Below are 26,808 nucleotides of genomic sequence, written 5' to 3'. Positions count from 1 at the left end.
CGCGATCGTTTGGAAGGAATCGAAGAGACGGTGTACCCTAAAAAAAGACTCAAAAATACTGATCTTGTCCCCATTACATAGTGTGCGCAGGTATGGACATCCGCGACTTTTTTGCCCAAAGTGCTGGCCGCTGGTTTTCCCAACGTACCAGTCATCACTTGGCCTTTAAGCAAACTGAGTCAGGCAAGTCTCAGTTAACCATTGAATTACTGTCTGTGGATGATCCTGCGGTCATTGCCCTGTGTCAGCAATATGACATGGATCCGGCTTGGGCAGTGTGCGGTGCACGGGTCAGTTGGGACGGCACGATGGAATGGGATACCGAAAAGCACGAAGGCTCGACGGTATTGGTGCCGATCATGGATCAGGGGTCACGGATGGAAGGCAAGCTCCTGCGGGAAATGGGCTATGCCGAAAAAGCTCCTGTGGCCGGTCGCTTTAGTATGGGCAGTGATGGTGCTCTGACACTGATTACCGAATACGAAACCATGTACTCTGAGGAGCGACTCTGGTTTGCCAGTCCCAATTTACGCCTGCGCACCAGTATTCTCAAGCGCTTCGGTGGCTTTAGCATGGCCTCCTTTTGCTCAGAAATCCGCCTAGGGGTGACGCAACCCGCCAATTCCTGATGGTCTTTCTCCACGTTGCTATTAACGTCACGGATTTGCAGCGAGCTGCGGCCTTCTATGAAGGGTTGCTAGGTCTTACCCCCGTCGATCGCCCCCTGAAATTCCCCGGCCGCTGGTATCAAATCGGTACGGTGCAAATTCATCTCATCCCAGCGGAGCAGGTGGTCGATCCCTGTCAAGATCAGCGGTGGGGACGTAACCCCCACTTTGCCCTTGGCGTAACTGATTTAGCCAGTCTCGAACAACGCCTAGTGGCAGCCCAAATTCCCTTGCAGCGCAGTGCCTCAGGACGAGCCGCAATCTTTGTCGCAGATCCTGATGGCAATCTGATTGAACTCAGCCAAGTGTCCTAGAGTACCAGCTTGGCCGTTCCCAAAAACTGAATGCCCGTTGGCTCAATGGCAAAACGATAGGGCAAAATTTCCACCCCTTGGTTGTAGGCGGCGCGTAAGAGTTGTCCATAGGTGGGATCGGCACTGTCTCCCGGCGCAAAGCGATCGCAATCACCGCGATTAATAAAGTAGAGCATACACACACGAGTGTCAGGTTGGGTTTGCCGTAGCCATTGCAGTTCCCGCAGATGCTTTTGGCCTCGCGTGGTCACGGTATCAGGAAACAGGGCTAACCCCCCTTGCGCCCAAGTGGTATTTTTGACCTCAACATAGGCAGGGGGCTGTTGGGGATGATCCGCCAAGTAAAAGTCAATGCGGCTGCGCTCTTGACCATAGGCCACCTCTCGCTGCTGAGTGCCGTACCCAGCTAGTTCCGGTAGGATGCCTGCCGCCAATGCGGAAGCAATCACCCGATTCGGCAAACTCGTATTTACCCCCACCCACGTGCCATCAACGAAAATCATTTCCCACGTATAGGCCAGCTTGCGCTTGGGATCTGCATGGTAGGAGACTTGAACGGGGGCACCCACTTGGCAGATTCCTGTCATCGGCCCTGTATTCGGGCAGTGGGCTGTGATGCGATCGCCAGAGGTCAACTCAATCTCCGCAAAAAATCGCTGATAGCGCCGACAGAGAATTCCTGCTTGGAGCGGTGGATAGTGCCAACACAATGTGGGAGTCACAGGCGACCCATAGAAAGCGCAAGCCTCTATTTTATCCCCAAAAGTAAAATGCCAGCCCCCTTGGTGATATGGAAGCCAGCATTCTACGGAATATTAAAGGAGATTTAAGGTTAAGGTCTATATGGGCTGACCTCAATTGAATACCCTTATCATGGCATCACTTCTTGGCAGGGCTGGCTTTCCTAATCTTTTCTTTATATTTATGTTGCAGAGGTCTGATCTTTCGTTACATGTCTTAGAGTTTCGCAGTATTGTCCTGAAAACTCCCCTGTCCTCATCACAAGAAACGCCCCTAAATCCCGTAGTATTAAGATGTATGTCGCAAATCTTAAAAATTTCTGAGGTATGACCGCCGAAACCCCTGATGTTGCGCCCTTAGATCGGTTTGAGTGCCGTGCCTGCGGCTACATCTATGAACCCTTAAAGGGAGACGAGAATCGCTCGATTCCGCCGGGGACAGCCTTTGCTGATCTCCCCGTGAACTGGCGGTGTCCAGTGTGCAGTGCTCCGAAAAAGCAATTTAGCAACATTGGACCTGTGGGATCCCCCTCAGGCTTCAAGGAAAATCTGAACTACGGCTTGGGTGTGAATCGCCTCACCCCCGGCCAAAAAAATATCCTCATTTTTGGTGGTCTTGCCCTTGCCGTTCTTTTTCTGTTGAGTTTCTATAATGTTCGCTAAACAAATTGACAGTTATTGGCAAAAAATGAAAGGAATCAAGTTCCTGCATTGGCTACTGGTGACCGTTTGTATCTGGGTGAGCCTGAGTACCTCTGCCCTTGCCATCCCCGCCTTGGACTACAACCCTTGGGAAGCCATCCAACTACCAACCACCTCAACCATTCTCGATATGAGCTTTATTGACCGTAATCACGGTTGGTTGGTGGGTGCCAATGCCACACTGATGGAAACTCGCGACGGTGGTCAAACTTGGGAACCCCGTACGCTGGTGTTAGATAATCCCGACTATCGCTTCAACAGCGTTAGCTTCCAAGGGAACGAGGGTTGGATTGTCGGTGAGCCGCCAATTTTACTTCACACGACCGATGGCGGCCAATCTTGGAACCAAATTCCCCTCGATCCTAAACTACCGGGTGCGCCTCGCTTCGTGAAAGCCCTTGGCAGCGGCGCTGCGGAAATGATGACCGATGTAGGCGCCATTTACCGTACCAAAGACAGCGGCAAAAACTGGCAAGCATTAGTCCAAGAAGCCATTGGGGTCATGCGCAACCTCAACCGTTCGCCCTCTGGGGAGTATGTGGCTGTCTCCTCGCGGGGGAGCTTTTACTCCACGTGGCAGCCGGGACAAACGGCTTGGCAACCCCACAATCGCACCACCTCGCGCCGTGTCCACAATATGGGCTTTACCCCGGATGGTCGGCTCTGGATGATTGTCAATGGCGGTAAAATTGCCTTCTCTGATCCAGACAATTCCGAAAACTGGGGAGAACTGCTGAGTCCCCTGCGTCGCAATAGTGTTGGCTTCCTTGATCTGGCCTATCGCACACCCAATGAAGTATGGCTAGCAGGGGGTGCTGGGGTACTGCTGTGTAGCCAAGATGGTGGCCAAACGTGGCAGCAGGATGTGGACGTGAAAAAAGTCCCCTCCAACTTTTATAAAATTCTTTTCTTTAGTCCTGATCAAGGGTTCATTATTGGCCAGAAGGGGATCTTGCTGCGGTATGTGACTGACTTGACGGCTGCTTCGGCGTAACGTAGAAAATAATTGCCGAGCATCTGGTTGAGTCTGGTTATGAACTCCAGCAGCACTTCATTCTCCCTCCATGAGGGTAGTAGTTTCTTGCGCAATATCTGGTACTATGGCCTGCCAGCCGCTGACCTCAAGCCGGGTCGCTGCCAAGCCAAGGTGCTTTTAGGGGAGCCTATTCTCTTCTGCCGTACCACTTCAGGCAAGCCCTTTGCGCTGCGCAATCTCTGCCCTCACCGTGGCATTCCCCTGCACTATGGTCACTTTGATGGGGAAGAGGTGGAGTGCCCCTACCACGGCTGGCGCTTCAATGCCCATGGCCACTGTACACTGATTCCCTCCCTGACCAGTGATAGCGATGTGGATCTCAAGCACTTTGGTGTGTTGAGCTATCCGGTGCGCGAGGTGCAGGGTAATCTCTGGATTTTTTTCCCAGCCAATGAGCGTGATGTCAGTGAACCGACCCTCGAGGTGCCGCTGGTTCCCGGATTTAGCGCTGAGACCCAACCTCAAGCGGTGCAAAAATTCATCTTTCCGGGACATTTGGATCAGGTGTTTATTAACTTTATGGATCCCTCCCATGCGCCCTTTGTCCATGGGGCGTGGTGGTGGCGCAAGCGGGGCAAGCTCTTTGAGAAGGCAAAAACCTTTGATCCGTCGCCCTATGGCTTTACCATGCGGCGGCATCCCCTCCTGCGCAAGTCGTGGGCACACCATATTCTGGGCGGCCACCCGGAGGTGGAAATTATCTATCGGCTGCCGGGGATTCGCATCGAAACCAACTATAGCGATCGCCACACCTTTTGTTTTCTGATTACCCTCACCCCCATTAACGATCAGGAGACTGAACTCACCGCCACCTACTACTGGACCTTTCCATGGCTCGCCCCCCTGAAACCCTTACTGGCTCCCTTAGCGCGGGAATTTCTCAACCAAGATTTGCGCATTGTGGCCAAGCAAAGCGAAGGCCTAAAGTACAAGCCACCGTTGACGCTTATCAAAGAGGCCGATTACCAAGCTAAATGGTATTACCAGCTTAAGCGGGAGTACGAGAAAGCCACCCAAGAGGGACGGGAATTTGTCAACCCCTTGAAAACCCAAGTCCTACGCTGGCGCTAAAGGCAGCAGCCCCTCTGGTACGATCAGAGGGTTAGATCATTCACACTGGCTGTACCTATGCTCCTAGACCTATCGGGAAAACGCGCCCTTGTGACCGGCATTGCCAATAATCGCTCCATTGCTTGGGGGATTGCCCAACAGCTCCATGCAGCAGGTGCTGAACTGGCAGTGACGTATCTTCCCGACGAGCGGGGAAAGCTGAAGCAAAAGGTCGAGGAACTGACAGCCCCCCTTGCCCCCAAGTTGCTCCTGCCGCTAGATGTGCAGCAACCTCAACAAATTGACGAGACCTTTGCGGCGATTCAATCCACATGGGGTGGCTTAGATATTTTGATTCATTGCTTGGCCTTTGCCCAAAAAGAAGATCTCAGTGGTGACTTTTCCGCCGTCTCCCTTGAAGGCTTTAATCTCGCTCTCGACATCAGTGCCTACTCCCTGATCTCTCTCAGCCGTGCCGCTAAACCATTGATGACCAACGGCGGGTCAATCATTACCCTGACTTATTTGGGGGGTGTACGGGTTGTGCCGAACTACAATGTCATGGGGATTGCCAAGGCAGCCCTAGAAATGAATGTGCGCTACCTCGCGGCAGAATTGGGGCCTCAGAAGATCCGTGTCAATGGTATCTCCGCTGGTCCAATTCGCACCTTGGCTTCCTCAGCAGTGGGGGGCATTCTCGACATGATTCACCATGTGGAAGCCACAGCTCCGTTGCGGCGCACGGTGACCCAAACAGAGGTGGGCAACACAGCAGCCTTTCTTGCCAGCGATCTAGCCAGTGGCATCACTGGTCAAATTCTTTATGTGGACGCCGGTTACTGCATCATGGGCATGTAAATAAAAGCCATGCGCTAGAGTAGAGTCAGCGAGTTATTGACGAGGCAAAGCATGGGTTTACTTGATCGTGTCGGCATGGTGATTCGCTCTAATCTCAATGCCATTGTCAGTGCTGCTGAAGATCCAGAAAAAATCCTTGAGCAAACAATTATTGACATGAACGAGGACTTGGTGAAGTTGCGCCAAGCCGTTGCTCAAGCCATTGCTGCTCAGAAACGACTAGAGCAGCAGTACGCCCAAAATCTTAAGGATTCCCAACAGTGGGAAGAGCGGGCACGCCTTGCCCTCAGTAGAGGAGATGAAGCCCTCGCGTTGGAAGCCTTGAACCGTAAGAAAACTGCTGCAGATACCGCTGCCGCCCTTAAAGCCCAAGTGGATCAAATGGCAGTCCAAGTAAAAACCCTTAAGGACAACTTGACCGCCCTTGAAAGCAAAATTTCTGAGGCGAAAACGAAGAAGGAAATGCTCAAAGCCCGTGTCCGGGCAGCCAAAGCCTCTGAGCAGATTCATCAAGCGGTCAGCAAGGTGGGTACCTCCAATGCGATGGCGGCATTTGAGCGTATGGAAGATAAAGTCCTGCAAATGGAAGCCCGCTCCCAAGCGATCGCTGAACTGAGTGGCGATACTCTCGAAAGTAAATTCCAAGCGCTCCAAAGCAGCGCCAACAAACAAGATGTGGAATTTGAACTGCTAGAAATGAAGCGGCAAATGGGCTTATTGCCCGATGCCCCCTCTGCGGGGACACTCCCCCAGACCTCCAGTGGGAGCAGTCAGTTAAATATTAATATCAACGTCTCTACCCCCGAAGTGCAGGACGCGCCACGCCCCAGTGCATCCTCTCAAAGTAAATCTATTGATGACGATATGGCAGAACTCCGCCGCCTACTGGATAGTTAACTCAAATGGGTCGCCTGGGATTCGAACCCAAGACCAATCGGTTAAAAGCCGAGTGCTCTACCGCTGAGCTAGCGACCCACGCTGTTTCGCAGCTTTTCCAGTATAGAGAAAACCACCTTGAAAGACAAGGGGTTAGGGGCAAAGCCAGTGGGGAAATTCACAAAATTGTTCTCGGCTGAGGAGATGGATGCGCGGTTGTGCCTCGGCTTGGGCGCGATCGCCAGCAGTGGTATAGCCCCATGTCGCCAAGAAGAGTTCGGTTTCCCCTAGCGCCGGTGTAGCCGCAACCTGTAACAGTGCCCCAAGGCGATCCTCAACAAACCACAGGGGAGCGCCATAGGTTGACTGCAGCGCCTCAAGAATCACAGGCTTTGGCTGCCGTTGCTCTTTGCCATAGATCGCCGCTGGGGGAAAGGAAATGCCCGCTTGCTCCAGCAAATAGGTAACAAAGCGCTGCTCCTTGGTGGTGACAATGGCGAGGGGTTGACCTTGAGTCTGCCAGCGTTGTAAAGCGGCTACGACACCGTCATAAAAGTCATGGAGTGCCAGCCAGCTTTGCCAGTCCGTTGCAATCCAGCGATCGCGCAGGCCGTCCACTCGTTCTCCCAAATCGGTGGCAGTGAGATGGTAGGTAGCAAGTAGGCGATCGCGCACCTTTGGCCAGTTTTGGAGAATCTCTTGAGTAGAGGTGCCTTCAACAATTGCTCGCAACAGGAGTGGCATTTCCCAACCCACCGTAATCACAGGGCGCAATTGACCAAATTGCCTTTCTAGTTCCTCTAGGGAAAGCGCAAGGGGCTGCTCAGGCCACACCTGCTGATATACCTGCCAACTGGTTTGAAAATATTCCCGCAGGCCATTGCAGAGGACGCCATCAAAATCTAAGGCCAGTAATGAGGGTAATATTTGTGACATTGCTGTCTAAAACCTAACTGGGGCGGGAGGATTCGAACCCCCGAATGGCGGGACCAAAACCCGCTGCCTTACCGCTTGGCGACACCCCATTGCGTTGCTTTGTTAGCATAGCAAGTTTGGCTTGGTTTGTTCAAGGGATGGACTGATTTTTTTTCGTGCCTAAATGCTGTAATACAGGGGAAAGGACTTTGCCTCCCGTGGCTTAATAAAGACCTGCTGTTGGGGTTCAAGGCGCAGCTCGTCAAATCGCTCTCGCGATAGGTGTGCCATCAATTCCTGCCCATCGTCTAGGCGCAGTTCCACCTGAATTTCCCAACCCAAGTGAATGATGCGGTGAATGCGAGCTGGGACGGTGTTACCATTGGGACTTGTCTCAATAATGATGTCGCGCGGGCGCAGAAAAATATCGCAGTGGGGGGCTGTGTCTTCGGTGGGCTGAAAAACACGGGAGCGCACGACGTTCACAGGGCCAATAAAGCTCATCACAAAGGGGCTAGCGGGATGGTCGTAAATTTCCGCGGGGGTGCCCACCTGCTCCACTTGGCCTTTGTTCATGACGACAATTTGATCCGCGACTTCCATGGCCTCCTCTTGGTCATGGGTCACGAAGACCGTTGTCACATGGACATCATCGTGGAGGTGGCGTAGCCATGCTCGCAGTTCCTTACGTACCTTGGCATCGAGGGCACCAAAGGGTTCATCCAGCAATAGCACCTTGGGTTCTACGGCAAGGGCACGGGCAAGAGCCACCCGCTGGCGTTGTCCGCCAGAGAGCTGAGAGGGGTAGCGATCGCCCAAGCCAGCCAACTGCACCAACTCGAGCAACTCCTCAACCCGAGCTTTGATCTTGGCACGGGGCACCTTGCGCAGCTCTAGGCCAAAGGCGATATTTTGGCGCACAGTCATGTGCTTAAAAAGGGCATAGTGCTGAAAGACGAAGCCAATATTACGCTCTTGGACACTTTGATAGGTGGCGTCCTTGCCCGTGAGCAGAATCCGGCCAGTGTCGGGCATCTCTAAACCCGCAATCAGCCGCAGTAAGGTTGATTTGCCAGAACCCGAAGGCCCCAACAGCGCCACCAAAGAGCCACTGGCAATATCCAAATCCACCTGCTTGACCGCTTGAAAGGAGCCAAAGGACTTAGAAACGTTTTCAATAGTGATGCCCATAGCACTGCCAGCAATACTCTAGTTTCTCTATAAGATTACCGTAGTTTTGAAGCCCTGTGTCTTTGCCCACAGGGCAAACGCATACTCAGACAATGGCATGGCAACGCACCACCTGTGCCAACCGCTCTACCCCACCGTCAAGACTGAGTAGAATACAGGTGCCGTGGATTGCCCTTGAGGCTCAAAACATATAGCTATTCCAATAAAGAATGAGACATTATCCAGCACAATACTTGCGAATCACCTCATCAATCGAACTGTTTGACCCTGCATACCCCCTCTCATCGATAGACACCACCGTTTCCTCCCCATGGCTCTCTACCCATGTGTTGAGCTGCTGTTGATACGCTTGTCGCTCTTCTTCACACCCTTCTTGGTAACGCATCTGTTTTTTTTGCGGGTGATGCCCATCTGGGCGAGGGCATAACTAATGGTGGAAACTTGGACGCCAAATCGCTGGGCACGGTCGATTAAACGGTCATCGGGATGGGCAGCAACATCGGCTGCTAAGGCCGCCCAATCCAGTTTCCAAGGACGACGGGGGACAACTGTGGGGGCTAAGTCGTCTCGCTTCAGCCAGCGATGGATAGTGGCGCGGCTCACCTGAAAGATTTGAGTCGCTTCACTGATTTTGCCACCTTGCTGGATATAGGAGACAACCCGCTCTCGTCAGTCCAAGCTATAGCTCATGTTCGTGAGTAAGATTCATGACGCTTTGAGTATAGCCTATCCCTCTTGAAAATATCTCACTCCCTTTCGAAATTAATAGGAGCTGATGCAGGTGGTGTGTTCACCTGTTGCTTGAGGCCATCTATTTTTCGCTGAATACTGGAAATAGCAAAAAAGGGGAGTAACGGGATTGACCCCAAAAAGCCGATAACTAAGCAGCTAAAGACCACATCTTGCCACTCGTGTAGAATACCGTTCGCCACCAAAAATAGGGGAATAGCAGTTACACCAAGATACAGAAGAATAAATAGCCCCTGCAAAATCCTTGGCCAGACCCAGTTCCCTAGAGAAATGCCAACCACGATGACAATAATGCCCAGAACCGCCATTTCCCACTCGGTTAGGGTGTCAATATTACGCAAACTCTGAAGCAAAGCATCAAAACTTGGCAAGTCTGGCAACACAGCAATCACTCCAAATCAAAGGGCTACAAAATTTTCCTAGGCACTAGCATACACTCAAGTAAAATGGGGTCAATCAACATTACAAAAATATTTTTGAGACTGCCTTCGATGGCGATCGCATCCCATCAACGATGATCCTGACGCTTGGGGGTGCCAATCTTTAGATTAACTTTTGTTGCGTAGTTAAAATTCTCTGTTCATAAGTCCTGTAAGTGGTGTAAGATTGACAGTGTCCCTCTAACGGCTGCAATTGTGAATTCGCCGCACACCTTCACATTAGGCTTGCGTAAGCTTGGCCTACAAGTCATGACTGAGTGCTCTCCAAATTCATAATTAGCAATTTGTAGGGTTCACTCTAGCAATTAAAATACTGATGAACTGTTGGGAGAAGAGTCTTATGCATCACCCCTGTTTTCTGAGGCTAAAGCTCTACCCAATAAGTTTATTTTTGACTGCTGCCAGTGGTCTATTGCCACTCCTAACGGCTCAGCGCGCCCATGCTCAAACTTCACCTCAAACCAGTAACATCAACGTTCAGGCGACGGTGAAGGCAGCCTGTGTGATTAAGGGTGTTCAGGATATTAACTTTGGCACCTATGATCCCCTCGGTACCCACTACACCCAAGCGCTAGATGCCCAAGGTCAGGTGAGTGTGCAATGCTTACCGGGCACCCAAGCAACCATTCGGCTGAATCAGGGGAGTTATCCTGCTGCTTTGTCCAGTTGTCTTGTACCGCTGCGGCGTATGGCTTCTGGCTCCGCTCGCCTTCCTTATTTTTTGTATCGGGATAGTTCTTACTCCCCTCTTGACATTTGGGGCTGTAACTTCCTGAATGATGTGGACTACAGTGCGACCAATGCTAGCGTCAAAGACATTATCGTGTACGGTCGCATCCCATCGGGTCAAGCTCTTGCACTTTTAGGGACTCTGAATCAACTGACACCGGGTACTTATATCGATACGGTTCAGATTATTGTTTCTTTCTAAAGGAAAGATAAAACCTCCGTGAAATCACGGTAGGCAAGGGGGGGATGCTGTAGTATTGTTACTGCTAGTATGTGTTGCAAGCTCACCGCGAGTTATCCCTAAAGGTTTGCTACATTCAGTATTAGAGTAACATCAAAAATTGGGGTCTAAACTTTTTGCTGTTCTCATAAGGGGGTTTGACGATGACTTTCTCATTCCTGCTCAAACGGATTTTTCTCGGTCTATTTCTTACTGCGGCGGGGGGCGTACTGCCTCTGTTAATGGCACAGGCTGCCAAAGCCCAAACTTCGCCCCAAACCACAAATATCCAAATTCAAGCAAACGTCAACCCAGCCTGCAAAATTACGGGTACTCAAAATATCAACTTTGGTACCTATGATCCATTGGGTGCCCACGCAACAACGCCCTTGGATGCCCAAGGTGAAGTGAGTGTCAAGTGCTTACCTAAGACTCAAGCGACTATTAAGCTGGACGAAGGAAGCAACGCTTCATCGAGCTCTTCTTGTACTGCTCCTCTGCGCCAGATGGCCAATGCGGATGCTCGTCTTCCCTATGGATTATACAAAGATGCTGCGAGAAGTGAAGTTTGGGGCTGTGATCTCAGTAATGCTGTCGAGTACACAGCACCCAATGCATCTCCTGCAAACTTCCCCATCTACGGTCGGATTCTCGCAGCAGATAACTTACCGTCCGGTACTCTAGATCAGCTAAAACCCGGTGCCTATATTGATACGGTTCAAGTCACTGTCTCGTTCTAGCGTGCGCTTTCTATTGGGGTGGCGGTTTGCCCTGCTGGCCACAGTCATTGCCCTTGGCATGGCTTCAAGGGTGGGAGCACAATCCTCGGAGTTTTATCTGAATGCGGTGCAGGTGTTTCTCTCACCGCGTCAGCGAACGGCATTGTTGACCCTGACCAATACGGGGCAGGTGCCGATTAACTTTGAGATTAGTGTCCGCCGCTGGCAGCAAACCGCCGATGGCCAAGAGGAGCTAACGGAAAGCGATGGCAATGTCGTGGCTTTCCCTGTCTTGCTGTCGGTACCGCCAGGAGAACAGCGGACTTTACGGGTTGGGGTACGGCAACCGGCAACCACTGAAGAGCAAACCTATCGCCTCCTAGTGACAGAATTGCCCCCAGCCAATGTGCCAGAAACCCAAGGGGCTGCCATTCGCATTATCAAGACCTTTAGCCTGCCCGTTTTTGTCCAACCTGCCAATATCCAGCGCCAAGGCGAAATTTTGAATGGTCGGGTTGAAGGGGGCAAATTAAGTTTTGTACTCCGCAATCGTGGTAATGTTCACATTCAAACCCTTGGCATAACCGTACAGGGGCTGAATGAGCGGGGGACGGTTGTTTTCGAGCGGACGCTAGATTCTGTGTATGTTTTGGCCGATCGCGATCGCCCCTTTAGGAATATTCCTCTACCACAAACCAACTGTGCCCAAGTGCGCCAAGTCAAATTACAGTCTGTGGGCACCAACCCCTCCCTTACAACTGAAATTTCTACTCCCAACGGCGTTTGCGCTTAGTAGCCTCCTGATGGCTGCTCCAGTCTCTGCCCAAGCAGAAGTCTCTGCCATTTATACCCTTGAGGTGAATCGCGTTACCAAGGGGGATGTGATTGTTTTGGTGCGTGGCGATGATGTGCTCATCCCTTTGCAGGATCTAGTGAATGCCGGTCTGAGGGAGATTGGCGGTCGCCGCGAAATCATCCAAGGCATTGAGCACGTCTCCTTGCAGTCGTTGGCACCGCAGATTACATTCCAGCGGGATGATGCCAACTTAGTGCTACGGTTACAGGTGGGAGCAGCCCAACTGCCACAAACGGTCATTGACTTTAAACCGAGTAATGAACCGCCGGGGATTCGCTATAGCCAACCCTTAAGTGCCTACCTGAACTATGGCGTTTTTTGGAATAACTTTGAACAACTGACGGCTGCCAGTGAAGTGGCGATTAGCTTTGGTGGCAATGCCCTCACCTCAACGCTGGGGTTGACTGCCGATGGCAACCTGCAACGGGGACTCACCGCTTTCAGATTGGATCATCGGCGCCATCCCACAACTTTGACCCTAGGGGATGCGTTTATCAGCAGTGACCTGTTGGGCGGGGGTGGCCTTTGGGGGGGCATTGTTTGGGAACGCAACTTTGGCCTTAGCCCTTACCTGATTCGCCAACCCGCCTTTGACTTTCGGGGTGAGGTAACCACCCCCAGCAGCGCAGAAATTTACCTGAATAACTTGCTGATTCGGCAGGTGACGTTACCGCCGGGGCCGTTTATTCTCAAAAATTTGCCCGCCTTTGGGGGCTTTAATCGCTTGCGAATTGTGATAAAGGATGCTGAGGGCAATCAACAGGTCTTTAGCCGTAATTTTGTCCAGTCGTTTACGTTATTGCGCCCTGGGCTATCGGAGTTTATTGTGGCTGCCGGTGCCGAGCGGGAAAATTTTGGCACGGAGAATTTCAGCTACGGAGATCAGGTGCAATTTTTGGCGGCCTATCGGCAGGGCATTTTGAATAACTTGACCCTAGGGGCACGTCTGGAAGGCAATGGCGATCTTTTGAATGCGGGCTTGAACCTGAGTACGGCGATTCCCATTGGCACGCTGGATGTGGCGGCGGCGGTGAGTACCACTGAGGGAAAATTGGGGAGTGGGATTGCTGTTGGCTACAACTATCCGGGGCGGTGGCTGGCCTTTGGTGGTGGGGTGCGCCTCCTCAGTGGCAACTATGTCAATACTGGCTTGGGTTTGGGGGACGATCGCCCGCAGTTAGAGGGCTTTGCCAATGCCACTCTGAATCTGGGGTCGCGGGTAACAATCAGTGGTCAGTACTTTTTTACCAATCCCCGCGATCAAGTGGTGCGGCAACAGGCAACGATTCTCGCTCAAGTGCAACTCCGCCGCAATCTCAGTCTATACCTGCAAGGTTCGCGCTTCCTTTCTGGCAGTGATCAGCCAGTGAACCAAATCAGTGTGACGTTTAACTACTTTCTGAACAATGCAGTGACACTTAACACTGGCTGGCTGCAACAGGGAAATCAGGGGGTTCCTTTCCTCAACGTCTCGCGATCGCTCCCGGTGGGCGTCGGCTATGGCTATCAGGGACAGGTGCTTCAGGCCAATGAGCGGGCCTTTGTCAGTGGCACATTTTCTTACAATGCCCCTTGGAGCCGCTACCAAATTGGCTACGCGCAGGCAGGGGATACAGGACAGGCGCAAGTGGTGGTGGAAGGGGGATTCGTCACAATTGGCGGTGAAGTTTTTGCCACGCGACCGGTGCAGGGAAGTTTTGTTTTGGTGGATGTGCCCAATGTGGGGGGTGTGCGCACCTACTTAAGCAATCAGGAAATTGGTCGCACGAATCGTCGCGGTAAAATTTTGATTCCAGACTTGCTGCCCTACTACGGCAATGCCTTGCGGATCGAGGATCAGGATATTCCCATTGATTTTGCCATTGGCCGCACCGAGCTACTGATTGCACCGCCTTTTCGTGGGGGAGCGATCGCCCGCTTTGATGTCCGCCCCAGTCGCAACTATGTCGGACGAGTGGTGATTTTGCGGGGCAGTGAGCGAATCATTCCCAATTTGGGACAACTCACCCTAGAACGCAACAAGGAAACAATCCTATCGCCCCTCTCGCCAAGGGGAGAATTTTACTTTGATACCCTAGAAGCAGGAACCTACACTGCTGAAGTGACCTACGAGCAACTGCGCTGTACGTTCCAACTGACACTGCCACCCAGTGACGATCTCTTTACTGATGTAGGGGAAGTCTCATGTTCGTTGCCCGACTCGCCACGATAGGATGCATCACTGGCCTCAGTTGCCTTGGGTATTGGGCAGCCGCACAGGCTCAGGGGACGGGTTGTCAGTTTCAAAGTGTGACCGGTTTGAACTTTGGGAGCTATGATCCTTTTTCGCCCATTCCTCTGGATACCACTGGTCAAGTCCAATTTGTCTGTGTGGGGGGTGGGGCTGGTCGCTTTAATAACCGCCCCGTAACGGTTCAACTGAGCCAAGGGAGCAGCAATAGTTTTACACCGCGACAAATGAGCAGTGGGAGCGATCGCCTGAACTATAACCTCTATCTTGATGCTAATCGCAGTATCATTTGGGGCGATGGCACAGGGGGCACACAGCAACGGGGGCCGTTTATTCCCGGCAACAATGTCCTCAATACACTGACGATCTACGGTCGCATTCCTGCCCAGCAGTGGGTTGCCCCCGGCCTCTACACCGACTCACTGCGGGTGACGATTATTTTTTGATGTTTTAGAGGCGTCTAGGGGGGTGGGTTGAGTCGCGCCACCAAGGTTTCCGGATGCAGCGCCGAGAGAACGACAATCTCCCCATCCAAGACCAGTACGGCACGAGTCCGCCGTCCGTGGGTGGCATCAATGAGGTGATGATGCTGCCGTGCTTCGAGAATCAGGCGTTTAATCGGGGCAGAGTCGGGGCTGACGATCGCCAGCAGTCGCTGCGGCGAGACATAGTTGCCAAAACCAATGTTTAGCATTCCGCCCGATGGTAGTCCTGAAGTGCCCGTACCCCGAGGGTTGAGGTTTGCAGGGTTTTAATGGCGGCAGCCGTTGCCTTGGCACCGGCGATCGTCGTCACAATTGGAATCTTGTAGGCAAGGGCGGTGCGACGAATCAATTGGGCATCGGTACGGGCTTCCTGACCCGAAGGCGTATTCAGAATCAGGTGAATCTGCTCATTTTTAATCGCATCGAGGACATGGGGACGCCCTTCATGGAGCTTGAGGATGAGTTCAATATTACTCAGACCCGCCTCAAGCAGAGCATTGCGGGTTCCTTCGGTGGCAATAATCCGAAAGCCGAGGGACTGCAACTCCTGCACCACGGGCACAATCGCTGCCTTGTCGCGATCGCTCATCGATACAAAAACGGTTCCTTTCAAAGGTAACCTTTGATTGACCGCCAGTTGAGACTTGGCATAGGCAGCACCAAAGGTCATGTCAATCCCCATCGCCTCACCGGTGGAGCGCATCTCAGGTCCTAGCACCGTATCGGTACCGGCAAATTTTTCAAAGGGCAGAACCGCTTCCTTAACAGCGACATGGTTGGGAATCTTCTCATCGAGGAAATTGAGTTCTGCAAGCGTTTTGCCTGACATCAGGCGGGCAGCCATTTTAGCAAGGGGAATGCCGATCGCCTTGGAGACAAAGGGCACCGTACGGGATGCCCGCGGGTTGGCCTCCAAAATATAGACCTGCTCCCCTTGTACTGCCAGTTGTAGGTTCATCAGCCCCACCACTTTGAGGGCCTTGGCGAGGGCAATACTCCACCTGCGAATGGTCGCCAACACGGTAGGAGAAAGGGATTGGGTGGGCAAGCTACAGGCAGAATCCCCAGAGTGAATTCCCGCTTGCTCGATGTGTTCCATAATCCCGCCAATCACCACGGTACCGCTGGCATCAGCAATGGCATCCACATCCACTTCAATGGCGTTTTCCAGATACTTATCAATGAGAATTGGTCGCTCTGGCTCCACCTGCACGGCTTCGTTCATATAGCGTTCCAGTTCGGCATCGGAATAGACGATTTCCATGGCGCGACCGCCGAGCACATAACTGGGGCGCACCACTACGGGGTAGCTAATGCGCTGGGCAATACTCAGGGCTTCGGCGTAACTGCGAGCGGTGCCATTGGGGGGTTGGGGGATATTCAGCTCCCGCAAGATTTTCTCGAAGCGTTCGCGGTCTTCGGCAATATCAATGCAGTCGGGCGAGGTGCCCCAGATTTGCGTTCCGAGGCGATCGCCATGGGTTTCGAGGTACTGCTGGAGGGGTAAGGCGAGTTTCAGCGGCGTTTGACCGCCAAACTGAATAATAATGCCGACGGGGCGCTCCACCTCAATAATGTTGAGGACATCTTCCTTCGTCAGGGGTTCAAAGTAGAGGCGATCGCTGGTGTCGTAATCCGTGGAAACCGTTTCAGGGTTGGAGTTGACCATGATTGTTTCATAGTCATCCGCCCGCAGCGCGTAGGAAGCATGGCAGCAGCAGTAATCAAATTCAATCCCTTGACCAATGCGGTTGGGGCCAGAGCCAAGAATCATTACCCGCGGCTTGCGGGGGGGCAGCACTTCCGATTGCGGGGGCAGTAATTCAACATCGCCGGTATCGGGGTTAATTTGCTCCACCGGCCGCTCATAGGCGGAGTAGTAGTAGGGGGTGTAGGCCTCAAACTCGGCGGCACAGGTGTCCACGGTTTTATAGACGGGAACAACACCGAGGGATTGGCGATAGGCACGCACCTGATCATCGGTGGTTTTGGTGGCGTAGGCAATTTGGGCATCACTAAAGCCCTGCTGCTTGACCCGCCAGAGATCATCAGCGGTGAGTTGCTCTAGTTTGCTGCGCTTGAGGAATTTTTCCGTTTCTAGGAGTCCCTGCAGCTGCCGCAGGAACCACGGATCAATGGCGGTGAGTTCATAAACCTCTTCAACGGTCATCCCCAAGAGGAAGGCGTGGCGAATGGCAAAGATGCGATCGGGATTGGGTGTGCGCAGTTTCCCCCGCAGTTGCTCAAGGCTGGGGAGTTTTTCGGGGCGATCGCACCCCCAGCCGGCGCGTCCGGTTTCCAGCGATCGCAGGGCTTTTTGCAGGGACTCTTGGAATGTGCGGCCAATGGCCATGGCTTCACCAACGGACTTCATTTGGGTGGTCAGCACCGGCTGCGAGCCGGGAAACTTCTCAAAGGCAAAGCGGGGAATTTTGGTGACCACGTAGTCAATCGTGGGTTCAAAGCTAGCGGGGGTTTTCTTGGTAATGTCGTTGGGGATTTCCGGCAGCGTGTAGCCCACAGCCAATTTCGCCGCCATTTTGGCAATGGGAAAGCCAGTTGCCTTAGAAGCGAGTGCTGAGGAGCGCGAGACACGGGGATTCATTTCAATCACGATCACTTCCCCTGTTTCGGGGTTAACGGCAAACTGAATGTTTGATCCGCCCGTTTCTACGCCAATTTCCCGAATGATTTTGATGGCAGCATCCCGCAGCCGCTGATACTCTTTATCCGTCAGGGTTTGCGCTGGTGCGACAGTGATGGAGTCCCCGGTATGGATACCCATGGGATCCACGTTTTCAATGGAGCAGATAATGACCACGTTATCGGCCATATCCCGCATGACTTCTAGTTCATATTCTTTCCAGCCAATCAGGGACTGCTCAATGAGAATTTGCGAGACCGGGCTAGCCTCCAGACCAGCGGCAGCAAGTTCTTCAAATTCCTCTTGGTTATAGGCAATGCCACCACCGCTGCCCCCCAAGGTAAAGGCCGGTCGAATAATCAGGGGATAAACCCCAATCTCTTGGGCGATCGCCCGCGCCTCCTCGAGGGTATTGGCCAAGCCCGACGGGCACACCCCCACCCCAATGCGCTGCATTGCCTCCTTAAAGAGCTTGCGATCCTCGGCCATTTCAATGGCGGGTAATTTGGCACCAATCAACTCCACGCCATAGCGATCCAGCACTCCCGATTTTGACAGAGCCACCGCCAAGTTCAGCGCCGTTTGTCCGCCCATGGTCGGCAGTAGGGCATCGGGGCGTTCGGCGGCAATGACTTTTTCCACCATTTCCGGGGTGAGGGGTTCAATGTACGTGCGATCGGCGGTCTCGGGATCCGTCATGATGGTGGCGGGGTTGGAGTTAATCAGGATCACCTCGTACCCTTCCTCGCGCAACGCCTTACAGGCTTGGGTTCCCGAATAGTCAAATTCACAGGCTTGACCAATGACAATCGGACCCGAACCAATAATGAGAATTTTTGAAATATCGGTACGACGAGGCATAGGGACAACGCAGCCAAAGGATTTCAATCACGCCTTCCCTATCCTACACTCCCCCTTGAGATCGCGCCTGTTCTGTTAAGTTGAAAATCACTAGGTCACCAGCTCTGAGGGCGATTGGTGTTAGGATTTACTCACATTCCTATGAGGGTGGGACACATTCCAGCGACTGCGGCCCCACAGCAATGTCAAGATCAACGACGGTACGCCAACATCGTAAAGCCAAATCCCCCAGCCAGCATTGTAGGGGGCAAAATTTCCCAGCAACATCTGTTGGTAGTGGCCATAGGCACATCCCAACACATAGACCGAGAAACCAATCCCTGTTGCTGACCAAAACAATCCTCGTTGCCAAATGCAGAGCAGGCCAAGCATCCCAAAGGCCAGATTCGCCATTGCGACCTCAAATTGGAAAGGACTCCCCGGTAACCAGCCAATTTTGCGAGCCGTCGCTGCAGCATCAAACGTATGCACCAACGCACTCATCACCCCCCCAATTCCCACAAAAATAACCAGTAGGTACAGCAAGCTGACATGGATGATCCCTGCCCGTGTACGCTGGTGAGGCTGTCGCCACAAATGCAGACCAATGCCAAGAATAGTCATCAGACTATAAAAAAGCCAAATCATGGTTGCCTCCCTATAACAGCAGCAATAGAAAAACGATGACCCTTTTGTCAAACAGGGGGTACGTAAAGTAAAGGGGAGGTCATCCCGTTCCCTAGGAACTTTCACCGTTTTGAGCCTATTCTATCCGAGTGAAGAGGAGAAGCTATCAGTGTTCCCAAAAGTACCTCTCAAGGAATGCTGCTGCCGCTAGGGAGTGGGGGTCGCAGATCCGGATCGCACGGCGGCAAGGGTTTCTGCTTGGTAAACCGTACCCGTTGACTCCACCAAACCAGCAATGCAGAGCTTGACATTGCGATTGTGCTGAACGAAGACGCGAAACCCTCCTTTGTTGGTGCCACTGTCAACAGCGCCCGGCAAGTTATTGGTGCAGTTGGGACTCGTGTTGGCAATGCCATCAATCAACGCATTGGGGGTAGAGTCACCAATTTTTTGGCGATAGAGAATCATCGGGCCTCGCCACACCACATTGCTTGTCTTGGGACGGGTGTAATAGGCCACACGGGTTGTGCTGGCCAAAGTGCCGTTGTCCTGCTCCTCGAGATTGTCGGCTGGTTTTTCCACAAACATCACCAATTGGTAGCCACCACTGGGAATGACCCAATCTGGGGGTGCCGTGGTTGAAATGCGAATGGCTGAGCGAATATCATCGGAGATAAAGTCGAGGGCGCGGCTCAGGTTCATGCGGGTAATTGCCTGCTCTTCAACACGACGATTGTTTTGCAGGATAGCCACCATTGCCCAACCACTCATGGCCACAACAATACTGCCAACGGCAGCCGCCACCAGTAACTCCGTCAATGTAAAGCCGCGATCGCTTCTGCGCCAACCCTGCATATCTGTGCCCCTCTAGTTGCGTGCTTGACAGTTATCGGCAGTTGCACCCGTGGTGTCCGTTGCAAGGTAATTGCCCGTGCGCATAATCCCCAATCCCAAGGACACCACCAAACAGCGCTGTAGGGTTGGATGGCTTATGGAGGCAATCACAATCGTGCCTGTACTACTGGTGCGCCCCTGAAAGCCAAACCGTATAGACGCAGCACCCGTTCCTCGACGCAGGGTTACATTTTCCAGTTGGCGGGAGCCATTGGGCAGACATTGGGGTGGATCCCCCGCGATAGTGGGATTGGTGCCTGTGTTAATCGTCACTCGACAGGCTTGATTGCGCCGCATTGCCTCCCGCTGCGCTTCCCGTAGTGCCCCCTCTAAGCTTTCAAGAGCTTGGTTGACCCGCTGCGTTTCTAGCCAATAGAGAAAGCTCGGCGTGACAGCCACCGCTAAAATCGTTGCCACCGTCAGGACAATCAGGATTTCAATCAGGGTCATGCCCTGCTCACGGACAGCGGAAAAACGCATTGGGCACCACCTCGGTTGATAGTTGAGCAACGACGCGGTTGTTACTATTGCGCACAGAATAGGCCAGTTCTAGGGTTTGGAAAGGTGCCTCAGCACGGGTGGTGGGTGTGCGCGTCATCGTAAACGTGTCATTGACAATGGGGCGACTATTATTGCTGCTGTTCATCGGCGGAATCAAGGTTTGCAGGTAGGCACCAAAGCCACCATCAATGCCATTGGTTTCATTGGCTTGAATCCGACAGCGGGCATAGACACGAGTACCCGCCCCCCGATAGCCCCCTACTGGCGAGTCCAAGGTAATCGTGTTGGCTGACATAGAGACAATACGGCGTGTGCCCGAGTCCGAACCAATGAGAACGCGATCGCCCACTCGAAACCCATCCGTGGGTGAAGTTACTGGACAGGCACCCCCGGTGCGATACTCTGGGGGCATGGCTTGATCGTAGTCACTTTCACCCGATTGAATGAGTGCCAGTGTTAAGGTGGTGTCATTGCCTTGGGCGGGTGCTGCCAGCTTGCGTTGGGCAAACTTGGTTTGGCAGAGATCGTAGGCAACAATTTTGATATTTTCCAGATCATCTTGAATCCAGTGACTGGCCTCGGCAAATTTACGGGCATCCGCTTGGAAAAAGGCAGCGACAACAATGGCCTGCATCGCCGCTAGGGTAAAGAGGCTAATCACCAGAATGGAAGCCAAGACCTCCGCAAGGGTAAAGCCTTGGGAACGTTGCTGCACCAGCCAGTGGAAATAGAACTTACGACGAGTCATCAACATTACCTCCGAATTTAGTACTGGGCTAGGCGGTTCCAGTTGCTCGCTTCGGTGGTGCGTGCCACAACAATTGAAGCATTGGCATAGTTGCCTCCCAAGGCTTCCGGTAGGCGATCGGGCACCCTGATTTCAGCATTGTTGGAGCTAGAACCATTCCACGTTTTTGCCCAAACTGCACCGAAGATATCTGGCTCGCGACTGCCGCCATTGATGCCTACCTTCGCATCAGGCGCATAGACAAAGACACTTCCTACTGTGGAGCCACCGCTAAGGGTGAATTCTTGGTCAGGTATCGCATTGGTTGGGTCTGGGGGATTGCCATAGATGCGTAGGCGATCGGGCGTGCCGACACCACTGGGAAGTCCCATATTAGCGTCGGTACCGCAGGTGGAACTATTGGGGCTACAGGTGTTGTCAATCCCTGCATTACCACTGAGGGAGATGTTGCCACTGACGTAGAGGCGAATGGCATAGTTCGTCGTATTAAATGTCACCCTCTCGTTACCACTGAGGTTAATGTTGCGAATGCGATAGGCGTAATAGACTTTCTCTGGGTTGACAATTCGCTCCCCGGGGCGTAGGGGATCAGGGATAAAGAAGGGAATGTTGGGGTCAGGGTCAACGTAGGGGCGATCGCCCGGACGGGGAAAGTTTTGGTCAGTTGTTCTACCTGTAATGTCCTGTGAGTCTTGGGGAGGATTTCGGCCTTGTCCTGGAATCGGAAAGTTGGCGTAGGCACCTTCACTGTAGCCGCCTGCCGCTTGCAGGGCTTGCTGAAAGTCGGTAATTTGACTGGATGGCAACCAACTGGGTAGCGTAGTCAGGGGAACACTATCACCCACCGCATTGGGTGCTTCAGGAAAAGGCGGTAGGTTAATCTTGTTGATGGCGATCGTCCCCTCAATAATCGCGTTATTGAGCGCTCCGATGGCACTGCGCAGTCCCTGTTGGGTCGGCTGGCCATTTCGGCACTGGGCTTGGGGAACCACACAGTTGGCAGGATTGGTGCAGATCACGTTGCCGTTGACAGTGCCAAAGACATCATTGTTGCCGAGGTTAATGCTTTGTGCCAGCAGGCCAGGGAAGTTGGAGGGCACGCTGCGATCCGTAATCACCATCTTTTGCAAGATGAAGGCATTCGCCGGCGAGTTATTGGGCAAGCGACCTTCGATCAACAGGTGTCCTGTTTGCGTTGGCGCATCGTAGAGATAGGAGAGAATACGGTAATTGCCCTGCACAGGGGTGCCAATTGTGCCGTTGAGGACAATCGTACTTAGGTTATCGAGGGTAAAGCAGGGGGGCGCATCAGAATCAAGGCTCGCCGCTGTCCATTCATTTACAGCAGGAACATTCAAACCCGTGGTATTGGGCTGACCCACTTTTGTTGCATCCGCTGCGCGACTGATCAGGTAGGGGCGGGCAGGATTAAAGTTCGTATTGTTAGCGGGGTTATAGGTGCGGCGCAGCAGAATCTGGTAGTTGCCATTGAGTAAGCCAAGGGTACGAGCCATACCGCCTTCAGCCACCGCAAAGGCCTGCTGGGTTTGTTTTTGCAGGCTGGCAGTGGTCACATCCAGTTGCGATCGCGAGAGCAGGGTTAGGGCAACCACGATCATGATCAGTCCCATGCCCAAGACCAAAGGCAGAGTAAACCCCCGCTGCCGCCGCCGATACCCCGGACGGGGATAGCGACGTTTCAGTGAGCGCACCAGTTTTTTCATCATTGGCCTGTCCTCTATTGCCCCAACCTTTGCTCTATCAATATATCTTGACTACGAGAACTTCGTTGCTGCTGATGCTGAGTTGAATATGCCCTCAACTTTTGGCTTTTATACACAGTTGATATAATTTAACCGCAAACTTGAGAGAGGTGATGTAATCTCGCTCACATCCATGTCCTGCTCCCTAATTATACCTTTCCCCAAAAGGCTCCATTTCAAGAGTACTCCAGTATATGAAGTGGCGAATCTCTCTGTTAGGGACAAGTCCAAGCCTTATCAAATTCACTCATACTGGGCTTCAGCGTAAATAAAAGCGTAAATAAACTTGAATAACTCTCGCACAAAGGAGCAACCTCTTGAGGAGACATGGGTACTCACGCTTTAGGGATTGGTGTAATTTGCAGCAAGCACACACCTCACTCCCTACCGAGGCACTGGCGGCACTGACAACATTTCTAACGATGGCCTACATCTTGCCCGTCAATGCACAAATTCTTTCCAATGCCATTTTTCGCGAGCAACCACAAGATTTGCAGGCGGAGTTGGTGATTGCAACCGCCGTGTCTGCGGCAGTGGGTAGCATGCTGATGGGGACTTGGGCAAATTACCCGATTGCGTTGGCCCCCGGCATGGGCATCAATGCCTTTTTTGCTTTTGCGGTGGTGGGGCAAATGGGGCTGCCTTGGCCATTGGCGTTGAGTGCTGTCCTCTTAGAGGGCATTGTTTTTGTGCTGCTCACCTTGACGGGGGTGCGATCGCTGATTGTAAATATGATTCCCATGTCCTTGAAGGTGGCGATCGCTGCCGGGGTGGGACTATTTATCGCCTACATTGGCCTTAGCAATGCGGGAATTATCATCGCTGATGCCGCTACGAAAACAAAACTCACCACCTTTGACACATGGCCACCCATCCTCGCTGCCCTTGGGATTCTTTTGACAGCCTTTCTTTGTGCTAAGGGGGTGCGGGGGGCGATTTTTTGGGGGGTGATGATCACCGCCTTAGCTGCATGGCTAGTGGGGGCTGCCTCTTGGCCGACGGGCTTGATCCAATGGCCGCAATGGCCGTCCCATCTCTTTGGTCAAGCCTTGGCGGGTTTTGGACAATTGCAACCGCAGCAGTTGGGGTCTTTTCTCTTGGTCACCTTGGTACTGCTTTTTACCGATATGTTTGACACCGTAGGCACTCTTTCGGCGGTGGGGGTACAGGCGGGGTTTCTCAATCAGCAGGGACATTTCCCCCGCGCTTTGGGAGCCTTTATGGCAGATGCGGTGGGGACAATTGTTGGCGCCCTCTTTGGCACTTCCACCGTGACCACCTATATTGAATCGGCAGCCGGAATTGCCGTGGGCGGCCGGACAGGACTGACGGCTTTAATGGTTGGCGGATTGTTTTTGCTCTCACTGTTTTTTTTGCCGATCACAACCGCGATTCCCAGTTTTGCCACGGCACCAGCGCTAGTGCTTGTCGGTGTCTTTATGGCGCGATCGCTCCCAGACATTCCCTGGTCTGATCTCACGGAAGCGATTCCTGCTTTTTTAGTGGTGTTGGTAATGCCCTTGAGCTACTCCATCAGTGAGGGGCTAGCAGTGGGATTTATTAGCTATCCAATCGTGAAATGGGCGGCAGGCAAAGGGCGGGAAGTGCATCCTGCCCTCTGGGGATTGGCGCTTATCTTTATTGCCCACTACTTTTGGCGTTAGACAAGATCTAAGATAGTATGCTTCTGAACTGATTGGAAACACACTACCTATGGATCTCAAATCCCTGATTCGCGATGTCCCAGACTTCCCTAAGCCGGGCATTTTGTTTCGGGATTTAACAACACTGCTGCAAAATCAGGCGGGGCTGCGCTACGTCATTGATCAATTGGCGGAAAAACACGCCAACGAGGGCATTCACTATGTGGCTGGCATCGAGTCACGGGGATTTATTTTTGGCGCTCCCTTGGCCTATCGCTTGGGGGCTGGCTTTATCCCTTTGCGCAAACCGGGTAAACTCTGTGCGCCGGTCTATGCGGTGGAGTATGAGCTAGAGTATGGGCGCGATCGCCTCGAGATGCACCAAGATGCTGTAGAGCCAGGTCGGCGGGTGCTCATTGTTGATGACTTGATTGCCACTGGAGGCACAGCGGCAGCAGCGGCGGGTCTGATCCAAAAAGCGCAAGCTGAACTCCATGGCTTTGCCTTTATCGTCGAGCTGACGGACTTGGGGGGACGACAAAAGTTGCCCGATGTGCCGATTACCACCCTTGTAACTTATTAGGTTTATTAAGTGTGACTGACTAGGGCGTTACCACGTCACGCGATCGCGCAAGCGTTCGAGGAGCTTCGGCCCGACACCGGGGACAGCATCTAGATCGGCCAAGGATTGAAAGGGCTTTTGCTCGCGAGCACGGATAATTTCAGCCGCCAGTTTGGGGCCGACGCCCGGTAGGGTTTGCAGTTCCTCTGCGGTGGCCGTGTTCAAGTTCACCCGTGTAGTCGGCGTGCTGGCACGATTTCCTGAAGAGGGGGCAGGTCGGGTGGCAATCTTACCACCACAGGCGGTCAACTGCTGCTGAATGCGATCGCGAATATGCTGCGGCAGACCCAAACGACTATTGCTATAGAGGCGCTCAAACTCCCGTTCGTAGTGAGCTGCAACCGTAGGATGCTCGATGACCAGCAAGAATTCATCATTGCCGCGGTTGGCCGCCTCGGACCAGTTGTGGGAACCCACAATCACCGTGCGATCGTCAACCACGCCATACTTGTGGTGCAGCTTATCGCCCTCTGGTAGGAGGGGGGTGCCCACCGTTTGAATGGGCTTTTGCCACGGGCGGTTGCCGGCTTCGTAGTAACAGTTGCCTTGACGGGCTTGGGCAGTATTGGCCATCGCCACCCCCATCATATCGAGGGCTTCGCTAAAGTCACGGTAGATAAATCCTGAGTCAATGAGGGCGCGAATCTTCACCCCTTGGTTGTGGCGTTCCTCAAGCACGTAGGACAACTCCTGATCGGAGAAAACAAAGAGCGCCATATCAATTTTTTGGCGACTGCGATTCAGAGTTTGACCAATGAGGCCGTTGGTAGAGGCCGCCCAGGGTTGCGATCGCGGGGTTGGTGAAAAGCGCACCGTGACCATGGCATCGCCCACCACCACCCGTTGAGGGGGACGCACTGGCTTTTTGACCCCAAAGCGACTGTTGGGCTGACCACCGGGACCATCCCCCCACATAATGTTGAATTCCTCAGTAAATAGGCGTGCCACGGCGGGGCTATCAATCACCAAGAGGGAGTTGGCATTGCCACGGGTATCGGGTCGTCCCAAGTCGCCATGGACATCACTGAGGGTAAAGTTGGCAGTAGTGGCAATGACTTGGCGATTATCAATAACGATAAACTTGTGGTGCATGAGCATACTGCCTTTAGAGCCATCGGCAGTGTCATCAATCCAAGGAATCTTGGCCTCGTTGAGAATCGTCTGCACATCGCGATCGCTGAGTTCCGCTGCACTGAGTTGGCCATCGCCATTGGTATCCACGAGGGCTTTCCAGTCGTTGTAGCGCTCCCGCATTCTCGGATCCATGGCGCTCACTTGCGCAGGGCTGTAGGTTGCCCAAGGCGCAGTGTAGGTATTTTCCATCACCACTCGTACCCGCACTCCCGCCTGCTGCCGTGCTACTAGGGCCTTGGCCAGATTGGGTAGGCGAAACTCCTGCACCGCCACATCAATCGTCTTTTGTGCCTTGGCAATCTGCTCAATCATGATTGCCTCAAGGTCTTCCCCTTCACGGGTATAGGGGCGATAGGGTTCTTGATAACTGTGGGCTTGGGAGTGATTCATGTGTACCGCGATTTGCGGATGTTGAGGCAGCGGGTCTAGGGCAGGGCGGAGAATTGGGTGCGATCGCAATTGAGTGAGCACCACAGCCGCAATCAACAGCCCCAATAGAAACAACAGCAGATACACACCGTGTCGCCGCCATTTAAGCTTTTGCCAAAACACGCTGACTTCCCCAATGCTTGTCCCAATTCTAGGGCTATCTTTTTCGCCTCAAGGTGTTCTG

General features: G+C 53.0%; 27 protein-coding genes and 2 tRNA genes. 14 read left to right on the top strand and 15 right to left on the bottom strand.

The features are described 5' to 3' along the window. Nucleotides 1-92: 92 nt before the first annotated feature. Nucleotides 93-629: a phycobiliprotein lyase gene (locus RHJ80_RS11020; RefSeq protein ID WP_206200202.1), complete on the top strand. Its 537-nt coding sequence runs from the start codon at nt 93-95 to the stop codon at nt 627-629. After that, on the top strand, nt 629-982 hold the full coding sequence (locus RHJ80_RS11015; RefSeq protein ID WP_310800991.1) for a VOC family protein: 354 nt from the start codon (nt 629-631) through the stop codon (nt 980-982). The genes RHJ80_RS11020 and RHJ80_RS11015 overlap by 1 nt, the downstream gene beginning before the upstream one ends. Here RHJ80_RS11015 and sfsA read toward each other — a convergent pair. Next, nucleotides 979-1,704, bottom strand: coding sequence for a DNA/RNA nuclease SfsA (gene sfsA / locus RHJ80_RS11010; RefSeq protein ID WP_310744555.1), 726 nt, complete (start codon nt 1,702-1,704; stop codon nt 979-981). The two genes, RHJ80_RS11015 and sfsA, sit on opposite strands and share 4 nt — an antisense overlap. 345 nt (nt 1,705-2,049) lie before the next feature. Between sfsA and RHJ80_RS11005 the strand changes: the two genes are divergently transcribed. The 5 genes from RHJ80_RS11005 to RHJ80_RS10985 are packed head-to-tail and all read left to right on the top strand — an operon-like array spanning nt 2,050 to nt 6,265. Continuing rightward, nucleotides 2,050-2,385 (top strand): rubredoxin, encoded by a 336-nt coding sequence (locus RHJ80_RS11005; RefSeq protein WP_310800990.1) that lies wholly within the window; start codon nt 2,050-2,052, stop codon nt 2,383-2,385. Further along, nucleotides 2,375-3,418, top strand: coding sequence for a photosynthesis system II assembly factor Ycf48 (locus tag RHJ80_RS11000; RefSeq protein WP_310800989.1), 1,044 nt, complete (start codon nt 2,375-2,377; stop codon nt 3,416-3,418). The genes RHJ80_RS11005 and RHJ80_RS11000 overlap by 11 nt, the downstream gene beginning before the upstream one ends. 39 nt (nt 3,419-3,457) lie before the next feature. Continuing rightward, nucleotides 3,458-4,531 (top strand): aromatic ring-hydroxylating dioxygenase subunit alpha, encoded by a 1,074-nt coding sequence (locus RHJ80_RS10995; protein ID WP_149819425.1) that lies wholly within the window; start codon nt 3,458-3,460, stop codon nt 4,529-4,531. 57 nt (nt 4,532-4,588) lie between these two features. After that, nucleotides 4,589-5,368, top strand: a complete 780-nt coding sequence (gene fabI, locus RHJ80_RS10990) for an enoyl-ACP reductase FabI (RefSeq protein ID WP_206200197.1) — start codon at nt 4,589-4,591, stop codon at nt 5,366-5,368. A 51-nt stretch (nt 5,369-5,419) separates the two neighbouring features. Then, complete coding sequence (locus tag RHJ80_RS10985) at nt 5,420-6,265, top strand: PspA/IM30 family protein (RefSeq protein ID WP_206200196.1); 846 nt, start codon at nt 5,420-5,422, stop codon at nt 6,263-6,265. A 6-nt stretch (nt 6,266-6,271) separates the two neighbouring features. Here the strand turns inward: RHJ80_RS10985 and RHJ80_RS10980 are convergent. The 6 genes from RHJ80_RS10980 to RHJ80_RS10955 all read right to left on the bottom strand — a co-directional run bounded on the left by RHJ80_RS10980 (nt 6,272) and on the right by RHJ80_RS10955 (nt 9,483). After that, nucleotides 6,272-6,343 (bottom strand) — tRNA-Lys (locus tag RHJ80_RS10980). Nucleotides 6,344-6,397: 54 nt separating this feature from the next. Further along, nucleotides 6,398-7,180 (bottom strand): HAD family hydrolase, encoded by a 783-nt coding sequence (locus tag RHJ80_RS10975; RefSeq protein WP_310800988.1) that lies wholly within the window; start codon nt 7,178-7,180, stop codon nt 6,398-6,400. A gap of 17 nt (nt 7,181-7,197) precedes the next feature. Then, a tRNA-Gln gene (locus tag RHJ80_RS10970) sits at nt 7,198-7,269 on the bottom strand. A 70-nt stretch (nt 7,270-7,339) separates the two neighbouring features. Beyond that, entirely contained in the window at nt 7,340-8,350 is a 1,011-nt protein-coding gene (locus RHJ80_RS10965; protein WP_206200194.1) for a sulfate/molybdate ABC transporter ATP-binding protein, read from the bottom strand. A gap of 318 nt (nt 8,351-8,668) precedes the next feature. After that, nucleotides 8,669-8,980, bottom strand: coding sequence for an IS630 transposase-related protein (locus RHJ80_RS10960; protein WP_399384605.1), 312 nt, complete (start codon nt 8,978-8,980; stop codon nt 8,669-8,671). A gap of 116 nt (nt 8,981-9,096) precedes the next feature. Further along, nucleotides 9,097-9,483: a hypothetical protein gene (locus RHJ80_RS10955; RefSeq protein ID WP_302678312.1), complete on the bottom strand. Its 387-nt coding sequence runs from the start codon at nt 9,481-9,483 to the stop codon at nt 9,097-9,099. Between the two features lie 448 nt (nt 9,484-9,931). Here RHJ80_RS10955 and RHJ80_RS10950 point away from each other — a divergent pair, with 448 nt between their 5' ends. The 5 genes from RHJ80_RS10950 (at nt 9,932) to RHJ80_RS10930 (ending at nt 14,740) form a co-directional block, all read left to right on the top strand. Beyond that, nucleotides 9,932-10,471 carry a spore coat U domain-containing protein gene (locus RHJ80_RS10950; protein ID WP_206200193.1) on the top strand — a complete coding sequence of 180 codons (540 nt, stop codon included), beginning with the start codon at nt 9,932-9,934 and terminating at the stop codon, nt 10,469-10,471. A gap of 182 nt (nt 10,472-10,653) precedes the next feature. Beyond that, the gene (locus tag RHJ80_RS10945; RefSeq protein WP_206200192.1) at nt 10,654-11,229 is read left to right on the top strand and encodes a spore coat U domain-containing protein; all 576 of its coding nucleotides are present in this window, start codon (nt 10,654-10,656) and stop codon (nt 11,227-11,229) included. Between the two features lies 1 nt (nt 11,230). Next, nucleotides 11,231-12,001: a fimbria/pilus periplasmic chaperone gene (locus tag RHJ80_RS10940; RefSeq protein ID WP_310800987.1), complete on the top strand. Its 771-nt coding sequence runs from the start codon at nt 11,231-11,233 to the stop codon at nt 11,999-12,001. Between the two features lie 10 nt (nt 12,002-12,011). Continuing rightward, on the top strand, nt 12,012-14,276 hold the full coding sequence (locus tag RHJ80_RS10935; RefSeq protein WP_310800986.1) for a fimbria/pilus outer membrane usher protein: 2,265 nt from the start codon (nt 12,012-12,014) through the stop codon (nt 14,274-14,276). Beyond that, nucleotides 14,249-14,740, top strand: a complete 492-nt coding sequence (locus RHJ80_RS10930; RefSeq protein ID WP_206200189.1) for a spore coat U domain-containing protein — start codon at nt 14,249-14,251, stop codon at nt 14,738-14,740. The genes RHJ80_RS10935 and RHJ80_RS10930 overlap by 28 nt, the downstream gene beginning before the upstream one ends. 14 nt (nt 14,741-14,754) lie before the next feature. Here RHJ80_RS10930 and RHJ80_RS10925 read toward each other — a convergent pair whose 3' ends face one another. From RHJ80_RS10925 to RHJ80_RS10895, 7 genes are all read right to left on the bottom strand, one after another. Beyond that, nucleotides 14,755-14,988: a DUF370 domain-containing protein gene (locus RHJ80_RS10925; RefSeq protein WP_149819402.1), complete on the bottom strand. Its 234-nt coding sequence runs from the start codon at nt 14,986-14,988 to the stop codon at nt 14,755-14,757. Continuing rightward, nucleotides 14,982-18,284 (bottom strand): carbamoyl-phosphate synthase large subunit, encoded by a 3,303-nt coding sequence (gene carB / locus RHJ80_RS10920; RefSeq protein ID WP_310800985.1) that lies wholly within the window; start codon nt 18,282-18,284, stop codon nt 14,982-14,984. The genes RHJ80_RS10925 and carB overlap by 7 nt, the downstream gene beginning before the upstream one ends. A 120-nt stretch (nt 18,285-18,404) precedes the next feature. Continuing rightward, nucleotides 18,405-18,911: a DUF6790 family protein gene (locus RHJ80_RS10915; protein ID WP_310438535.1), complete on the bottom strand. Its 507-nt coding sequence runs from the start codon at nt 18,909-18,911 to the stop codon at nt 18,405-18,407. 186 nt (nt 18,912-19,097) lie between these two features. After that, a complete protein-coding gene (locus RHJ80_RS10910; protein WP_310800984.1) occupies nt 19,098-19,745 on the bottom strand; it encodes a prepilin-type N-terminal cleavage/methylation domain-containing protein in 648 nt (215 codons plus the stop codon). 12 nt (nt 19,746-19,757) lie between these two features. Further along, nucleotides 19,758-20,264: a GspH/FimT family pseudopilin gene (locus RHJ80_RS10905; protein ID WP_310800983.1), complete on the bottom strand. Its 507-nt coding sequence runs from the start codon at nt 20,262-20,264 to the stop codon at nt 19,758-19,760. Beyond that, nucleotides 20,242-21,033, bottom strand: a complete 792-nt coding sequence (locus RHJ80_RS10900; protein ID WP_206200185.1) for a prepilin-type N-terminal cleavage/methylation domain-containing protein — start codon at nt 21,031-21,033, stop codon at nt 20,242-20,244. Before RHJ80_RS10900 ends, RHJ80_RS10905 begins: the two co-directional genes overlap by 23 nt. 17 nt (nt 21,034-21,050) lie before the next feature. Continuing rightward, a complete protein-coding gene (locus RHJ80_RS10895; protein ID WP_310800982.1) occupies nt 21,051-22,760 on the bottom strand; it encodes a hypothetical protein in 1,710 nt (569 codons plus the stop codon). Nucleotides 22,761-23,155: 395 nt separating this feature from the next. Between RHJ80_RS10895 and RHJ80_RS10890 the strand changes: the two genes are divergently transcribed. Together RHJ80_RS10890 and RHJ80_RS10885 are read left to right on the top strand one after the other, a co-directional pair. Beyond that, nucleotides 23,156-24,460 carry an NCS2 family permease gene (locus RHJ80_RS10890; protein ID WP_310800981.1) on the top strand — a complete coding sequence of 435 codons (1,305 nt, stop codon included), beginning with the start codon at nt 23,156-23,158 and terminating at the stop codon, nt 24,458-24,460. Between the two features lie 49 nt (nt 24,461-24,509). Then, nucleotides 24,510-25,022 (top strand): adenine phosphoribosyltransferase, encoded by a 513-nt coding sequence (locus tag RHJ80_RS10885; RefSeq protein ID WP_310800980.1) that lies wholly within the window; start codon nt 24,510-24,512, stop codon nt 25,020-25,022. Between the two features lie 27 nt (nt 25,023-25,049). Here RHJ80_RS10885 and RHJ80_RS10880 read toward each other — a convergent pair whose 3' ends face one another. Further along, nucleotides 25,050-26,747 (bottom strand): phospholipase D-like domain-containing protein, encoded by a 1,698-nt coding sequence (locus RHJ80_RS10880; RefSeq protein WP_310800979.1) that lies wholly within the window; start codon nt 26,745-26,747, stop codon nt 25,050-25,052. Nucleotides 26,748-26,808 lie beyond the last annotated feature (61 nt).

The sequence above is a fragment of the Thermosynechococcus sp. QS41 genome, assembly GCF_031583515.1.
In the GTDB taxonomy this organism is placed as follows: domain Bacteria; phylum Cyanobacteriota; class Cyanobacteriia; order Thermosynechococcales; family Thermosynechococcaceae; genus Thermosynechococcus.
This window is presented reverse-complemented; position numbering and strand designations above follow the sequence as displayed.

Bases quoted from the DNA above. Each gene is read 5' to 3' on its own strand.
- RHJ80_RS11020 (WP_206200202.1), top strand. From the start codon at position 93: ATGGACATCCGCGACTTTTTTGCCCAAAGTGCTGGCCGCTGGTTTTCC.
- RHJ80_RS11015 (WP_310800991.1), top strand. From the start codon at position 629: ATGGTCTTTCTCCACGTTGCTATTAACGTCACGGATTTGCAGCGAGCT.
- RHJ80_RS11005 (WP_310800990.1), top strand. From the start codon at position 2,050: ATGACCGCCGAAACCCCTGATGTTGCGCCCTTAGATCGGTTTGAGTGC.
- RHJ80_RS11000 (WP_310800989.1), top strand. From the start codon at position 2,375: ATGTTCGCTAAACAAATTGACAGTTATTGGCAAAAAATGAAAGGAATC.
- RHJ80_RS10995 (WP_149819425.1), top strand. From the start codon at position 3,458: ATGAACTCCAGCAGCACTTCATTCTCCCTCCATGAGGGTAGTAGTTTC.
- fabI (WP_206200197.1), top strand. From the start codon at position 4,589: ATGCTCCTAGACCTATCGGGAAAACGCGCCCTTGTGACCGGCATTGCC.
- RHJ80_RS10985 (WP_206200196.1), top strand. From the start codon at position 5,420: ATGGGTTTACTTGATCGTGTCGGCATGGTGATTCGCTCTAATCTCAAT.
- RHJ80_RS10975 (WP_310800988.1), bottom strand. From the start codon at position 7,180: ATGTCACAAATATTACCCTCATTACTGGCCTTAGATTTTGATGGCGTC.
- RHJ80_RS10965 (WP_206200194.1), bottom strand. From the start codon at position 8,350: ATGGGCATCACTATTGAAAACGTTTCTAAGTCCTTTGGCTCCTTTCAA.
- RHJ80_RS10945 (WP_206200192.1), top strand. From the start codon at position 10,654: ATGACTTTCTCATTCCTGCTCAAACGGATTTTTCTCGGTCTATTTCTT.
- RHJ80_RS10935 (WP_310800986.1), top strand. From the start codon at position 12,012: ATGGCTGCTCCAGTCTCTGCCCAAGCAGAAGTCTCTGCCATTTATACC.
- RHJ80_RS10930 (WP_206200189.1), top strand. From the start codon at position 14,249: ATGTTCGTTGCCCGACTCGCCACGATAGGATGCATCACTGGCCTCAGT.
- RHJ80_RS10925 (WP_149819402.1), bottom strand. From the start codon at position 14,988: ATGCTAAACATTGGTTTTGGCAACTATGTCTCGCCGCAGCGACTGCTG.
- carB (WP_310800985.1), bottom strand. From the start codon at position 18,284: ATGCCTCGTCGTACCGATATTTCAAAAATTCTCATTATTGGTTCGGGT.
- RHJ80_RS10915 (WP_310438535.1), bottom strand. From the start codon at position 18,911: ATGATTTGGCTTTTTTATAGTCTGATGACTATTCTTGGCATTGGTCTG.
- RHJ80_RS10910 (WP_310800984.1), bottom strand. From the start codon at position 19,745: ATGCAGGGTTGGCGCAGAAGCGATCGCGGCTTTACATTGACGGAGTTA.
- RHJ80_RS10905 (WP_310800983.1), bottom strand. From the start codon at position 20,264: ATGCGTTTTTCCGCTGTCCGTGAGCAGGGCATGACCCTGATTGAAATC.
- RHJ80_RS10900 (WP_206200185.1), bottom strand. From the start codon at position 21,033: ATGACTCGTCGTAAGTTCTATTTCCACTGGCTGGTGCAGCAACGTTCC.
- RHJ80_RS10895 (WP_310800982.1), bottom strand. From the start codon at position 22,760: ATGATGAAAAAACTGGTGCGCTCACTGAAACGTCGCTATCCCCGTCCG.
- RHJ80_RS10885 (WP_310800980.1), top strand. From the start codon at position 24,510: ATGGATCTCAAATCCCTGATTCGCGATGTCCCAGACTTCCCTAAGCCG.